Source organism: Enterobacter sp. WCHEn045836 (assembly GCF_003965585.1).
Taxonomy (GTDB): Bacteria; Pseudomonadota; Gammaproteobacteria; order Enterobacterales; family Enterobacteriaceae; genus Enterobacter; species Enterobacter dissolvens.
In genome coordinates, this window is record NZ_RXPT01000003.1 from 240,799 (window position 1) to 254,384 (window position 13,586).

The 13,586-nt window shown below is 57.3% G+C and carries 11 protein-coding genes; 10 read left to right on the forward strand and 1 reads right to left on the reverse strand.

Going from position 1 to position 13,586, the window contains the following annotated elements; translation table 11 throughout:
- Nucleotides 1-53: 53 nt before the first annotated feature.
- From mntR to EKN38_RS05585, 9 genes are all read left to right on the forward strand, one after another.
- Nucleotides 54-527 carry a manganese-binding transcriptional regulator MntR gene (mntR, locus tag EKN38_RS05545; protein ID WP_014169260.1) on the forward strand — a complete coding sequence of 158 codons (474 nt, stop codon included), beginning with the start codon at nucleotides 54-56 and terminating at the stop codon, nucleotides 525-527.
- On the forward strand, nucleotides 524-1,633 hold the full coding sequence (locus tag EKN38_RS05550; protein WP_014831182.1) for an anion transporter: 1,110 nt from the start codon (nucleotides 524-526) through the stop codon (nucleotides 1,631-1,633). Before mntR ends, EKN38_RS05550 begins: the two co-directional genes overlap by 4 nt.
- A 101-nt stretch (nucleotides 1,634-1,734) precedes the next feature.
- Nucleotides 1,735-2,829: an HlyD family secretion protein gene (locus EKN38_RS05555; RefSeq protein ID WP_014831183.1), complete on the forward strand. Its 1,095-nt coding sequence runs from the start codon at nucleotides 1,735-1,737 to the stop codon at nucleotides 2,827-2,829.
- A complete protein-coding gene (locus tag EKN38_RS05560; protein ID WP_014831184.1) occupies nucleotides 2,826-4,397 on the forward strand; it encodes a DHA2 family efflux MFS transporter permease subunit in 1,572 nt (523 codons plus the stop codon). The genes EKN38_RS05555 and EKN38_RS05560 overlap by 4 nt, the downstream gene beginning before the upstream one ends.
- A complete protein-coding gene (locus EKN38_RS05565; protein ID WP_014831185.1) occupies nucleotides 4,397-5,920 on the forward strand; it encodes an efflux transporter outer membrane subunit in 1,524 nt (507 codons plus the stop codon). Before EKN38_RS05560 ends, EKN38_RS05565 begins: the two co-directional genes overlap by 1 nt.
- Nucleotides 5,921-6,026: 106 nt before the next feature.
- The gene (locus EKN38_RS05570) at nucleotides 6,027-7,067 is read left to right on the forward strand and encodes an aldo/keto reductase (protein ID WP_014831186.1); all 1,041 of its coding nucleotides are present in this window, start codon (nucleotides 6,027-6,029) and stop codon (nucleotides 7,065-7,067) included.
- Between the two features lie 147 nt (nucleotides 7,068-7,214).
- A complete protein-coding gene (locus EKN38_RS05575) occupies nucleotides 7,215-8,591 on the forward strand; it encodes a glycoside hydrolase family 1 protein (protein ID WP_014831187.1) in 1,377 nt (458 codons plus the stop codon).
- Between the two features lie 51 nt (nucleotides 8,592-8,642).
- Nucleotides 8,643-9,965: a PTS sugar transporter subunit IIC gene (locus EKN38_RS05580; RefSeq protein ID WP_014831188.1), complete on the forward strand. Its 1,323-nt coding sequence runs from the start codon at nucleotides 8,643-8,645 to the stop codon at nucleotides 9,963-9,965.
- A 15-nt stretch (nucleotides 9,966-9,980) separates the two neighbouring features.
- Complete coding sequence (locus tag EKN38_RS05585; RefSeq protein ID WP_046888100.1) at nucleotides 9,981-10,697, forward strand: GntR family transcriptional regulator; 717 nt, start codon at nucleotides 9,981-9,983, stop codon at nucleotides 10,695-10,697.
- Nucleotides 10,698-10,740: 43 nt separating this feature from the next.
- Here EKN38_RS05585 and ldtB read toward each other — a convergent pair whose 3' ends face one another.
- Nucleotides 10,741-11,661, reverse strand: coding sequence for a L,D-transpeptidase (ldtB, locus tag EKN38_RS05590; RefSeq protein WP_014831190.1), 921 nt, complete (start codon nucleotides 11,659-11,661; stop codon nucleotides 10,741-10,743).
- 221 nt (nucleotides 11,662-11,882) lie between these two features.
- Between ldtB and EKN38_RS05595 the strand changes: the two genes are divergently transcribed.
- Entirely contained in the window at nucleotides 11,883-13,478 is a 1,596-nt protein-coding gene (locus EKN38_RS05595; RefSeq protein WP_014831191.1) for an ABC-F family ATPase, read from the forward strand.
- The last annotated feature ends 108 nt before the right edge of the window (nucleotides 13,479-13,586 follow it).

Here is a 13,586-nt window from a genome sequence, read left to right on the forward strand (position 1 = left end):
ATGTGCGCTCTCGATACCGGGCGCTGGAAGCGTCACCCCACTGAGGAAGTACAATGAACCGTCGCGCAGGTAAGCCAACAATCAGAAAAACGACGCAACTGGTGAATGTGGAAGAGCATGTCGAAGGTTTTCGTCAGGTACGTGAAGCCCACCGACGTGAACTGATTGATGATTATGTTGAGCTGATTTCCGACTTGATCCGCGAGGTTGGCGAAGCACGCCAGGTTGATATGGCGGCCAGGCTGGGGGTTTCGCAGCCAACCGTGGCGAAGATGTTGAAACGTCTGGCGTCCGTCGGCTTAATTGAAATGATCCCCTGGCGCGGCGTTTTTTTGACGCCTGAAGGGGAGAAACTGGCGCAGGAGAGTCGCGAGCGCCATCAGCTCGTGGAAAACTTTTTGCTGGTGCTGGGCGTAAGCCCGGAGATTGCCCGCCGGGATGCGGAAGGTATGGAACACCACGTCAGCGAAGAGACGCTGGTGAAGTTTCGTGAATTTACGCTTAAATATGGTCCCTCCGCTGAATGAAAATCCCTGGACTGCAGGCCCTGGCACGCGATCGCTTCTTTCATCTCTTATTGATTATTGGCGCAGGACTTAGCCTTTTTGTGCCGTTTGCGCCCAAGATCTGGCCTGCGGCGATTGACTGGCGCACCATCATTACCCTGAGCGGATTAATGATGCTCACCAAAGGGGTGGAGCTGAGCGGCTACTTTGACGTGCTGGGGCGCAAAATGGTGCGCCGGTTTGCCACCGAACGCAGGTTGTCGCTGTTTATGGTGTTCTCCGCCGCAGTGCTGTCGACCTTTCTGACCAACGATGTGGCGCTGTTTATCATCGTGCCGCTGACGCTCACCCTGCGTAAGCTTTGCGAGATCCCGGTGAGTCGGCTGATTATCTTTGAAGCGCTGGCCGTTAACGCGGGCTCGCTGTTAACCCCTATCGGCAACCCGCAAAACATTCTCCTCTGGGGACGTTCAGGGTTATCGTTCGCCGCCTTTACCTGGCAGATGGCGCCGCTGGCGCTGGTGATGATGGCGTCGCTGCTGGTGGTCTGCTGGTTTGCCTTCCCGGATAAAAAACTGCAATACCACAGCGGCACAACCGGCCCGCAGTGGCAGCCTCGTCTGGTCTGGAGCTGCCTGGGGCTGTATATCGTCTTCCTGTTTGCGCTGGAGCTGAAGTATGAACTGGCGGGCGTGCTGCTCGTGGCGGCTGGTTTTGTCGTGCTGGCGCGACGCGTGCTGGTGAGCGTGGACTGGACGCTGCTGCTGGTCTTTATGGTGATGTTCATCGACGTGCATCTGCTTATCCAGCTCCCGGTGCTGCAAAACGTACTGCACAGCGTCAGCGGTCTGTCGCAGCCCGGATTGTGGCTGACAGCGATTGGCCTGTCGCAGTTCATCAGCAACGTGCCTTCTACCATTTTACTGCTCAACTATGTTCCGCCGGACACGCTGCTGGCCTGGGCGGTTAACATCGGTGGGTTTGGTCTGCTGCCCGGCTCACTGGCCAACCTGATTGCCCTGCGGATGGCGAACGATCGCCGCATCTGGTGGCGCTTCCATCTCTGGTCGATCCCCATGCTGCTCTGGGCTGCGGCGATCGGTTTCGGATTATTCCTTCTCATATAGTGCGCAATTTGTCAGTTTTTCCTGGCAAACGTATAGCAACGTCCTAGCTTTAGTGAACGGCATAGTGTGATGCCGCTCACTGACAGGACCGTTGCTGAACTATGGCTGAAGAACAAAACACGCCTGCTGACGAGCAGGACAAAAACAATAATGAGCGTAAGCGACCGGGCAAAAAACCGTTAATTATCCTCGGCATTGTCGTGGTGGTTATGGTCGTTGTGGCGCTGATCTGGTGGTTTTTAACCCGTAACGAAGAGACAACTGACGACGCCTTTACCGACGGCGATGTGGTGACGATTGCCCCTAAAACGGCGGGGTATGTCACGGCGCTGCACGTGCGTGATAACCAGCGCGTGAAAAAGGGCGATCTGCTGGTGGTTATCGATCCGCGTGATACCACCGCCCAGCGCGATCAGGCTCAGGCCCAGCTTGGCCTGGCTATTGCGCAGCTGCATCAGGCCCAGGCACAGCTGGCGCTCTCGAAAGTGCAGTACCCTGCCCAGCGCGACGAAGCCAAAGCGCAGGTGCTGAAAGCGCAGGCAGACCTCGCCAACGCGCAGGCGGAGTATCGCCGCCAGCGCGGGGTCGATCCGCGTGCCACTACCCAACAAAGCATTGATTCCGCCAACGCCCAGCTGCGAAGCGCACAGGCCGCTCTGGCAAGTGCGCAGGCCCAGCTGGAAGTGGCGGAGCAGGTACAGCTGCAGATCCGCCAGCAGGAGACCAACGTCGAAGCGCGTGAGCGCCAGGTCGATCAGGCTAAAGCGCAGCTGGAAACCGCTAACCTCAACCTCTCTTACACCGAAGTTCGCGCCCCGTTCGACGGGTTTGTCACTAAGCGTAACGTGCAGCCCGGTACGCTGGTGCAGGCAGGCACGGCGCTGTTCTCGCTGGTCTCACCCAACGTCTGGGTGGTGGCCAACTTTAAAGAGTCTCAGCTTGAGCGCATGAAGCCGGGCGATAAGGTGAACGTCTCCGTCGATGCCTGGCCAGATATGGCGCTTGAAGGCCATGTCGACAGTATCCAGCAGGGCAGCGGTTCGCGTTTCTCGGCGTTCCCGTCAGAAAACGCCACCGGCAACTTTGTTAAAATTGTCCAGCGCGTGCCGGTGAAAATCGTGATTGATAAAGGGCTGGATCCGAACAAACCGCTGCCGCTGGGGCTGTCGGTAGAGCCGAAGGTCACGGTGGAATGACGGATCACAGCCACGACAACTGGAAGCCCGCCAGCAATCCGTGGGCGGTGGCGATTGTCGTCACGCTGGCGGTGTTTATGGAGATCCTCGACACCACCATCGTCAACGTGGCGCTGCCGCACGTGGCGGGCTCGCTCTCGTCCAGCTATGACGAGTCCACCTGGGTATTAACCAGCTACCTGGTGGCTAACGGCATCGTCCTGCCCATCTCGGCGTTTCTGAGCCGGGTGTTTGGCCGCAAGCAGTTCTTCCTGATTTGCATCGTGATGTTCACCGTCTGCTCGTTCCTGTGCGGGATTGCCACCGAGCTGTGGCAAATCATCTTGTTCCGTGTGATGCAGGGTTTTTTTGGCGGCGGCCTGCAGCCCACGCAGCAGTCGGTGCTGCTTGACTACTTTAAACCGGAAGACAGGGGCAAAGCGTTTGGCCTTTCCTCCATTGCGATTATCGTTGCGCCGGTGCTTGGCCCGACGCTGGGGGGCTGGATCACCGACAACTACTCCTGGCGCTGGGTGTTCTTTATCAACATCCCGGTGGGGATTGTGACGGTGCTGGCGATCTACCAGCTGCTGGAAGATCCACCCTGGGAGAGCAAATCAAAAGAGAAGCTGACGATCGACTGGACGGGGATCGGCCTGATCGCGCTTGGCCTCGGCTGTCTGCAGGTGATGCTCGACCGGGGCGAGGATGATGACTGGTTCTACTCGAACTTTATTCGCACCTTTGCGGTGTTAACGCTGGTCGGCATCATTGGCGCCATTTACTGGCTGATGTATGCCAAAAAACCGGTTGTCGATCTGCACTGCATGAAGGACCGCAACTTTACCATCTCCAGCCTGCTGATGGCGGGGATGGCGATGATCCTCTACGGCAGTTCGGTGGTGATCCCGCAGCTGGCGCAGCAGGATCTGGGCTATACCGCCACCTGGTCCGGGCTGGTGCTGTCGCCCGGCGCAGTGTTGATAGTGTTAACCATCCCGCTGGTCCTGAAGCTGATGCCGGTGGTGCAGACGCGCTGGATCATCGCCTTTGGCTTTACCTGTCTGGCGGTGTCGTTCTTCTGGTCGCGCACGCTCACCCCGGATATCGACTTCGAAACGCTGGTGTTGTTCCGCAGCGCCCAGTCGATTGGCCTGGGGTTCCTGTTTGTCCCGCTGACCACCATTGCGTTTATTTCTATCCCGAGGCGGCTGAACGCGGATGCCGCGGCGCTGTTCACCATGTTCCGTAACGTTGCGGGCTCGATTGGCATATCGCTCTCGACGGCGGCCATCACCGAACGCGCGCAGGCCCACAGCGCGCACCTTGCGTACCACGCCTCGCCGTTTAACGAGCAGTTCCAGCAGGCCATCCGCGAAAGCGCGCAGGCGATCCAGAACTTTACCACTCAGGTCGGTGACCCGACCGGCATCGCCACCGGCCGCATGTACCAGACCATGATTGAGCAGTCGCGCTTCCTGGCCTATATCGACGTGTTCACCATTCTGAGCGGGGTGGCGCTGGTCCTGATTCCGTTTTGTTTGTTGCTCTCGCCGGTTAAGAGCGAGGGGAGTGCAGGAGCACATTGATGATACACAGACGTTTACACCCCCTGATGATAATGATGCTGCTGGCAGGCTGCGCCGTGGGGCCGGATTACCAGCCGCCTGCACCGCCTGCCGTCACGCACTGGAACGATAAAGGCGACCGCACGGTGAAATCACACACCACCTCCGCTGCGACTAACCCGCGCTGGTGGAAAACGTTTGGCTCGCCGCAGCTCGACAGTCTGATTGAACGCGCCATCGCCGGGAATTTGTCCCTGCAACAAACGGTGCTGCGCATCGCTGGCGCGCGCGAACAGATTAACCAGGCGGGCGGGGCGTTTTATCCGTCGGTCAACGGTAATCTGCAGGCGACGCGCCAGCAGCTCGGCCTGGAAGGTGAGCTGAAGTCTCACGGGGTCTACGACCAGCTTGATAACGTCGATCCGGAACTCAGGGGTGCGTTAGGGCCGCTGACGCAGCCGATCAACCTCTACCAGGGCAGCTTCGACGCCCAGTGGGAAATTGATCTCTGGGGCAAAGTTCGTCGTCAGGTTGAAACTGCTGAAGCGCAGCAGAAAGCCGCTATTGAGCAGCGTAACGACGCGCTGGTCTCCCTTGAAGCCGAAGTGGCGCGCGCCTGGCTCCAGCTGCGTGGGGCGCAGAGCATTATTGCCACGCTGAACACCCAGATTAAAAGCGCGCAGCAAACGCTGGATCTGACCGAAAGTCGCCAGCGGGGTGGGCTGTCTCCGCAGATGGACGTAGAAAATGCGCGGGCGCAGCTGGGCAACCTTGAAGCACAACTGCCGCAATATCAGGCGCAGGAGCGGCAGGCGATGAACGGCCTGGCGATCCTGCTCGGCAAGCCGCCGGGGGCGCTGGATGCGGAACTACAAAGCGTTCAGCCGATGCCCGCGCTGCCGGATATCGTGCAAACGGGTATTCCATCCACGCTGGCGCGACGTCGTCCGGACGTGCGAGAAGCGGAAGCGAATCTCCATGCCGCCACCGCGCAAATTGGCGTGTCGGTGGCCGAGCTGTTCCCGAGCTTTACCCTTTCCGGGCAGTTTGGCCTGCGCAACAGCGAATCCAACTGGCTCACCGACTGGAGCAGCCACTTCTACAGTTTTGGTCCACAGGTTTCGATTCCCATCTTCCAGGGCGGACGGCTGGTCTCCAGCGTGAAAGTGGCGCGCGCGCAACAGGGGGCGGCAGTGCTGGACTATCGCCAGACGGTACTGACCGCGCTGGGGGATGTGGAGAATGCGCTGGTCAGTTACCGCACCGATCAGCAGCGTGAAGCGGGTCTCGCGAAGACCATCGATGCGCTGCAAAACGCCTTTGATCTGGCCAGCGACAGCTATAGGCAGGGGATTGCCAGCTTTATCGACGTACTCGACGCCCAGCGACAGCTGGCGCAGGCCGAGCAGCAACGTGCCCAGGCGCAGGTGCAGAGCGCGCTTGATCTGGTGGCGCTCTATAAGGCGCTTGGCGGCGGCTGGGAGCCGTATCAGCAGGTGCAGTTACCGGATTACGCCGTCTTTGGCGAGGCCCCGCGCGGATAAAATTCAGAGGATTGGGCAAGAAACGGACAGGAACGCCACATTCGCGTTGGCTGCGGGGCGGGTATAACTATCAGGCACCCATCAAACGACATGTGAGGACTATCTTATGCGTTATCAAAAACTGGGCAATACCGGTCTGTTTGTTTCTGAACTGTGCCTTGGCACCATGACCTTCGGCGGTGAAGGTGGCATGTGGGGCAAGATTGGCCAGCTGCAGCAGAGTGAAGCCGAGCAGCTGGTGGGCCGTGCGCTGGATGCCGGGATCAACTTCATCGACACCGCGAACGTCTATTCCGAAGGCCGCTCGGAGGAGATCACCGGCCAGGCGCTCAAGAACCTGAAAATCCCGCGCGAAAACGTGGTGGTTGCCACCAAAGTGTTTGGCGAAACGGGCACGGCGGGGGTGAACTCACGCGGCAGCTCACGCTATCACATTATCAGCAGCGTGAAAGAGAGCCTGCGCCGCATGCAGCTCGACCATATCGATCTCTACCAGCTTCACGGTTTCGACCCCGCAACGCCGATGGAAGAGACGCTTTATGCTCTGGATAACCTGGTGCAGCACGGCCACGTGCGCTACATCGGTGTCTCTAACTGGGCCGCATGGCAGATTGCTAAAGCGCTGGGCATTTCCGAGCGGCTGGGTCTGGCCCGTTTCGCGTCGCTGCAGGCCTATTACACCATCGCCGGGCGCGATCTGGAGCGCGAACTGGTGCCAATGATGCAGAGCGAAGGCGTCGGGCTGATGGTCTGGAGCCCGCTGGCGGGTGGCCTGTTGAGCGGGAAATATGGCCGCGACGGGCAGAGTGAAGCCGGTGGCCGTCGTCTGGAATTTGACTTCCCGCCAGTGGAAAAAGAGCGCGCCTTCGACTGTGTGGATGTGATGCGCACTATTGCCGAAAGCAAAGGCGTCTCCGTCGCGCAGATCGCCCTGGCGTGGCTGCTGCATCAGAAGGTGGTGACCAGCGTCATTATTGGTGCCAAACGGGTCGATCAACTGGATGACAACATCGCCGCAACCGGGATCCGTTTAAGCGAAGACGAGCTTAAACAGCTTGATGCCGTCAGCGCACTGCCGCGCGAATATCCGGGCTGGATGCTGGAGCGGCAGGGGGAATATCGTCGTAATCAGCTCGCACAGCAATAACCCTCCTTTCCCCGGTGGCGCACCGCTTGCCGGGGCTTTTTTTTCCGCTCTGCTCACAAAATTCCATCCTCCTCTTTGATCGCTTTTACATCTTCGCCTATATGACTAGTCATGAAATTTAAATGACTAGTCATATAGGGAGAGACCATGAATCAATCACTGCCAGCCAACTTTTTATGGGGCAACTCGGTATCCAGCATGCAGACGGAAGGGGCATGGAATGAGGGCGGGAAGGGGATGTCGGTGTACGACATTCGCGAAGCGGGGGAAAACATCTCCGACTGGAAAGTGGCGACCGATTCCTACCACCGCTACCGGGATGATTTCGACCTGATGCAGGATCTGGGCATGAACTGCTACCGCTTTCAAATCTCCTGGAGCCGGGTCTGTCCGCAGGGCGACGGCGAGTTCAACGATGAGGGCATCGCCTTTTACGACCGCTTTATTAACGATCTCATCGCCCGCGGTATCGAGCCGATGATCTGCCTCTATCACTTCGATATGCCGCTGGCGCTGGCGCAGGAGTACAACGGTTTTAACGATCGTCGCGTCATGGAGGCCTTTATCCGCTATGGCAAAAAAATGATCGACTGCTTCGGCGACCGGGTGAAATACTGGCTGACCTTCAACGAGCAGAACATCTTCCATATGCCGGAAGCATTCCGCATTTCCGGCTACATGAAAGGCGAGAAAACCCTGCGCGAGCTGTACGAGTTGCAGCATCACACCATGGTGGCGCATATGACGCTGACCGAGTACCTGCATCAGACCCGGCCAGGTCAGCTGATGGGCGGTATGCTGGCGCACCAGCTGGTTTATCCGGCCACCTGCAAACCACGCGATATCTTCTGTGCCCAGCAGTATGACGAATTCCTCAACCAGAACCTGCTGCGCGTCTTTGCCGGCCAGGGCTATAGCCCGGCAGTGATGGCGGTGGTGGAGCAGGAAGGATTTGGCGATATCTACCGTGCCGAGGATCTGGCCCTGTTCGCAAGAACCCAAAACGACTTTATGGCCTTCAGCTACTACGCCAGTAAAACGCTGGACAGCGATGCCATTCCGCAGGGAACCCCGGTGAACAATTACCTGCTGCACGGCGATAAAAATAACCCGTACCTGAAAGCCACCGAATGGAACTGGCAGATCGATCCGCTCGGTTTTCGCACCATCATCACCCGCTACGCCAACGACTGGCGCATGCCGGTGTTCCCGATTGAAAACGGCATTGGCGTAATTGAATCCTGGGATGGCGTGAACCCGATTGAGGATACCTACCGCATCGACTATCACCGGGCGCATATCGAGGCCATGAAAGCCGCCATATTCGAGGATGGCGCAGAGGTGATGGGGTATCTCGGCTGGGGGCTGATCGACATTCTGAGCTCCCAGGGCGACATGCGTAAGCGCTACGGCGTGGTCTATGTCAACCGTGAAAACCACGACCTGAAGGACCTGAAACGCGTGCCGAAGAAGAGCTACGCGTGGTTAAAACAGGTTATCCATACCAACGGACGCGAGATGTAAGCCGTACGCTGCCGGGCCGTTTTTGTGACTGATTGATGGGAACTATCCGCTATGTCTGAAACAAAAATCACACCGCATATGCAGTCCTTTGTCGATAAATTTGTTGAGTTCTCGGCGCGCCTGGCAAACCAGGTGCATCTTCGCTCCCTGCGCGATGCCTTCGCCACGGTGATGCCGATTTTCATCCTCGCCGGACTGGCGGTGCTGGTGAACAATGTGGTGTTCCCATGGATTTTTGACGGCGACACGCTCACGCACTTCAAGGTATGGGGCGAGGCGATCATCAATGGCACGCTGAATATCGCCGCGCTGCTGCTGGCGCCGATGATTGCCTGGTCGCTGGCGCGCAACAAGGATTTCGACAATCCGGTCTCGGCAGTGGTTATCGCTGTCAGCAGCTTTATTATCATGATGCCGATGCGTCTGCAGCTCACGCCCGTCGGCAGCGACACCACGGTGAATGTCACTCAGGTGCTGACCTTCGCCAACATTGGTTCGACCGGGATTTTCGCCGGGGTGCTGATTGGCTTGCTCTCGACGGAGCTGTTTATCGCCATTTCGCGGCTCAAGGCGCTGCAAATATCACTGGGGGAAAACGTGCCGCCGGCGGTCAGTAAATCTTTTACCGCCCTGATCCCGACCATCCTGACGCTCTCACTGTTTGCCGTTCTCGCCGCGCTGCTGGCGAACGTATTGCACACGGATCTGATTCACCTGATCACCACCTTTATTCAGCAGCCGCTGCGGCTCATCAATACCAGCCTGCCGGGGACAATTTTTATCTACAGCTTCGGTAACTTCCTCTTCACGCTGGGTATTCATCAGTCGGTAGTCAACAGCGTGGTGCTGGAGCCGTTCCTGTTGATTAACACCAACGAGAACATGCTGGCCTTCGCCAACGGTCAGCCCATCCCGCATATCATCAATAACATCTTCGTGCCGACGTTCGGCATGGTGGGCGGCACGGGCAGCACGATATCGCTGCTGATCGCCATCTTTATCTTCTCGCGGCAACAATCGGCGAAACAGGTGGCACGTCTGTCGCTGGCACCGGGTCTGTTCAACATCAACGAGCCGGTGATTTTCGGCCTGCCGATTGTGTTTAACCTGCCTTTAATGATCCCGTTTGTCCTGTTGCCCGCCATCGGCATTTACTTCGCCTGGATCTGTACCACGCTGGGATTAATGTCGCGCTGCGTGGTGATGATCCCGTGGACTACGCCGCCAATTCTGAGCGCCTGGCTGGCAACGGCGGGGGACTGGCGGGCGGTGGTGGTGCAGTTGGCAATCATCGTATTTGGTGTATTCTTCTACCTGCCTTTCCTCAAAATTGCCGAGCGAGTGGCGTTGAAAAACAGCGGGATAGAACATTAAACAGAAGGAAGGACGATGGCGGCGAAGTACATCACCATAGCGCGTGAAATTAAAAAACGCATCATCAGCCAGCAGTATGCCGCCAATGAACCGCTGCCGGACCAGTTCGCGCTGGCGGCGGAGTTCAATACCAGCCGGATGACCATTCAGCAGGCCATGCGTCAGCTGATCGTCGAAGGGCTGGTGTATACCCGTCAGGGGCAGGGGACGTTCATCCGCAAAAACTTTCTTCAGCTGTCGCAGTGGGATCTCTCCGGCAGCGACTACTTTGGCGCGACCAAAACCTGGGAGCATCTGGGCACGGTAACGAGCCAGGTGGTGCATTTTGAACTGCGCTTCCCGAACGACAAAGAGCAAGCCTCGCTGATGATCAATGCCGATACGCCGGTCTATGACTTCATTCGTCTGCGTTTGCTTAACGGTGAACCCATGTCGCTGGACGCGACCGTAATGCCGCTTAATCTGGTGCCCGGCCTGAACAAAAGCCATCTTGAAAGCTCGGTGTTTCGCTATGTGCAGGAGACGCTGGGGCTGAAAATTATGGGATCGTACCGCGTGGTGCGGGCGCTAAAGCCGAATGCGCTGGATATGCAGCATCTGGTCTGCGAGGAGAGCGACCCGGTGCTGGAGGTGGAGCAGGTGATCTATCTGGAAGACGGCACGCCGCTGGAGTATGCGCACTGTCATTATCGTTACGACCACGGCGGGATTGTGATCGTGAATAATGGATAAAAAAAAGCGGGCATCGAAGCCCGCTTTTTTCGCTGCGTCGCGATTAGTTCAGACGCACCGGCATACCGGAACGGTTCTGCACAGCCTGGTCAACGATAGTCGTTTCCACGTCCGGCTGAGAGGTCACGGACTGCACCGCGCTGTTCAGGGTGATCGGAACGATTTCGTTATTGTTGATCTGGTCTTCGCTGGTGGACAACGGGTTGTGCACTTCAATGTAACGGCTGCCATCCGGCTCAGAGGTCGCTTTAACCGGTTCGTTGATGAACTGGACGCGGGTACCGACCGGCACGTTTTCGAACAGGAATTTGATGTCGTCGTTACGCAGACGCACGCAGCCGTGGCTGACGCGCAGGCCGATACCGAAGTTAGCGTTGGTACCGTGGATGGCGTACAGGCGGCCGATGTACAGGGCGTACAGACCCATTGGGTTATCCGGGCCTGCCGGAACCACGGCTGGCAGCGGTTCACCTGCCGCGATGTATTCCGCGTGCATTTTCGCCGTTGGGGTCCAGGTTGGGCCTGCTTTCTTACGTTCAACTTTGGTGGTCCAGTTCAGCGGGGTATCTTTACCCAGCTGACCGATACCGATTGGCAGCACGATTACCGTGTTGGTGCCTTTCGGGTAGTAATAGAGACGCATCTCCGCGCTGTTGATGACGATACCTTCATGAACGGTATCCGGCAGGATCAGCTGCTGAGGGATGTTGAGAACGGTACCCGCTTTTGGCAGATACGGGTCAACGCCCGGGTTCGCTTCCAGCATGTTAGACAGGCCCAGCTGGTACTGTGCTGCGAAATACTCCAGCGGCTGGGTGTTACCCTCAGGCACCGTCACCACCTGGTTTTGACCCACCAGACGGCTACCGTCTGTCGGCAGCGGATAAGTCACCGCAGAAGCGGTTTTGCAAAAACCTACTACGGCTAACGCCGCCGCAAAAAGCGTTGTTAATTTCATGTTCATGTTGTGCGAGGTATCTAAGCCATTCAGGCGTGAGTTGATAAGTCTGAATCTGTGATGGGAGCGCATTATATGTGCATTCCCGCTAACAGGGAATTCAGATGTGTACGAAATCACATTTTTTTCGATTTTGTTAAAGTTTAGCGGAGCGTCGCAACACGGGATCTCAATTCGGAATTGTGGCATAATGCCGTGTTTATCACACTTTTCGCAGGAATCTCCCCGTGTTAGTTACCAGCAACGTCACTATGCAGTTTGGCAGTAAGCCGCTGTTCGAAAACATTTCCGTCAAATTTGGCGGCGGCAACCGTTACGGCCTGATTGGTGCCAACGGTAGCGGTAAATCCACCTTTATGAAGATCCTCGGCGGTGATCTGGAGCCGACGCTTGGCAACGTGTCGCTCGACCCTAACGAGCGTATCGGTAAGCTGCGTCAGGATCAGTTCGCCTTCGAAGAGTTCACCGTGCTCGACACCGTGATCATGGGGCACGCGGAGCTGTGGGAAGTGAAGCAGGAGCGCGATCGTATTTACGCGCTGGCCGAAATGAGCGAAGAAGATGGTTACAAAGTGGCCGATCTGGAGACGCAATACGGCGAAATGGACGGTTACTCTGCAGAAGCGCGTGCGGGCGAGCTGCTGCTGGGCGTGGGCATTCCGGTCGAACAGCATTACGGCCCGATGAGCGAAGTGGCACCCGGCTGGAAGCTGCGTGTGTTGCTGGCGCAGGCGCTGTTCTCTAACCCGGACATTCTGCTGCTCGATGAACCGACGAACAACCTGGACATCGACACCATCCGCTGGCTGGAGCAGACGCTCAACGACCGTGACAGCACCATGATCATCATCTCGCACGACCGTCACTTCCTGAACATGGTGTGTACGCACATGGCGGATCTGGACTACGGTGAGCTACGCGTTTACCCGGGCAACTACGACGAATACATGACGGCGGCCACCCAGGCGCGTGAACGTCTGTTGGCGGATAACGCCAAGAAGAAAGCGCAGATTGCGGACCTGCAGTCCTTCGTCAGCCGCTTTAGCGCCAACGCCTCTAAATCCCGTCAGGCAACATCGCGTGCCCGCCAGATTGACAAAATCAAGCTGGAAGAGGTTAAAGCTTCAAGCCGTCAGAACCCGTTCATCCGTTTCGAGCAGGACAAGAAACTGTTCCGTAACGCGCTGGAAGTGGAAGCCCTTACCAAAGGTTTTGATGAAGGCCCGCTGTTTAAAAACTTCAACCTGCTGCTGGAAGTGGGTGAGAAGATCGCCATTCTGGGTGCCAACGGCGTGGGTAAATCCACCATGCTGAAAACCCTGGTCGGCGAACTGCAGCCGGACAACGGGAGCGTGAAATGGTCCGAAAACGCGCAAATTGGTTATTACGCGCAGGATCACGAGTATGAATTTGAAAACGACCTGACCGTCTTCGACTGGATGAGCCAGTGGAAGCAGGAAGGGGACGATGAGCAGGCGGTGCGCAGTATTCTGGGGCGTCTGCTGTTCAGCCAGGACGACATCAAGAAGCCTGCCAAAGTGCTCTCCGGTGGAGAGAAGGGCCGTATGCTGTTCGGCAAGCTGATGATGGAAAAACCGAACATTCTGGTGATGGACGAACCCACCAACCACCTGGATATGGAATCTATCGAATCGCTGAACATGGCGCTGGAGATGTATCAGGGCACCCTGATCTTCGTTTCTCACGACCGTGAGTTCGTCAGCTCGCTGGCGACCCGCGTGATTGAAATTACGCCAGAGCGCGTGGTGGACTTCACCGGTAACTATGAAGATTATCTGCGCAGTAAAGGTATCGAAAGCTAATTTCCCGTCGTCTTTCACGCTGCAGATGCGTTGGCTTCACCTGTTCACCCCGGTCACTTACTTATGTAAGCTCCCGGGGATTCACTGGTTTGCCGCCTTCCTGCAGCG

Excerpts from the sequence above, each read along its gene's own strand:
- EKN38_RS05565 (WP_014831185.1), top strand. The coding sequence starts at position 4,397 with ATGATACACAGACGTTTACACCCCCTGATGATAATGATGCTGCTGGCA.
- mntR (WP_014169260.1), top strand. The coding sequence starts at position 54 with ATGAACCGTCGCGCAGGTAAGCCAACAATCAGAAAAACGACGCAACTG.
- EKN38_RS05560 (WP_014831184.1), top strand. The coding sequence starts at position 2,826 with ATGACGGATCACAGCCACGACAACTGGAAGCCCGCCAGCAATCCGTGG.
- EKN38_RS05585 (WP_046888100.1), top strand. The coding sequence starts at position 9,981 with ATGGCGGCGAAGTACATCACCATAGCGCGTGAAATTAAAAAACGCATC.
- EKN38_RS05555 (WP_014831183.1), top strand. The coding sequence starts at position 1,735 with ATGGCTGAAGAACAAAACACGCCTGCTGACGAGCAGGACAAAAACAAT.
- EKN38_RS05580 (WP_014831188.1), top strand. The coding sequence starts at position 8,643 with ATGTCTGAAACAAAAATCACACCGCATATGCAGTCCTTTGTCGATAAA.
- EKN38_RS05570 (WP_014831186.1), top strand. The coding sequence starts at position 6,027 with ATGCGTTATCAAAAACTGGGCAATACCGGTCTGTTTGTTTCTGAACTG.
- EKN38_RS05575 (WP_014831187.1), top strand. The coding sequence starts at position 7,215 with ATGAATCAATCACTGCCAGCCAACTTTTTATGGGGCAACTCGGTATCC.
- ldtB (WP_014831190.1), bottom strand. The coding sequence starts at position 11,661 with ATGAACATGAAATTAACAACGCTTTTTGCGGCGGCGTTAGCCGTAGTA.
- EKN38_RS05550 (WP_014831182.1), top strand. The coding sequence starts at position 524 with ATGAAAATCCCTGGACTGCAGGCCCTGGCACGCGATCGCTTCTTTCAT.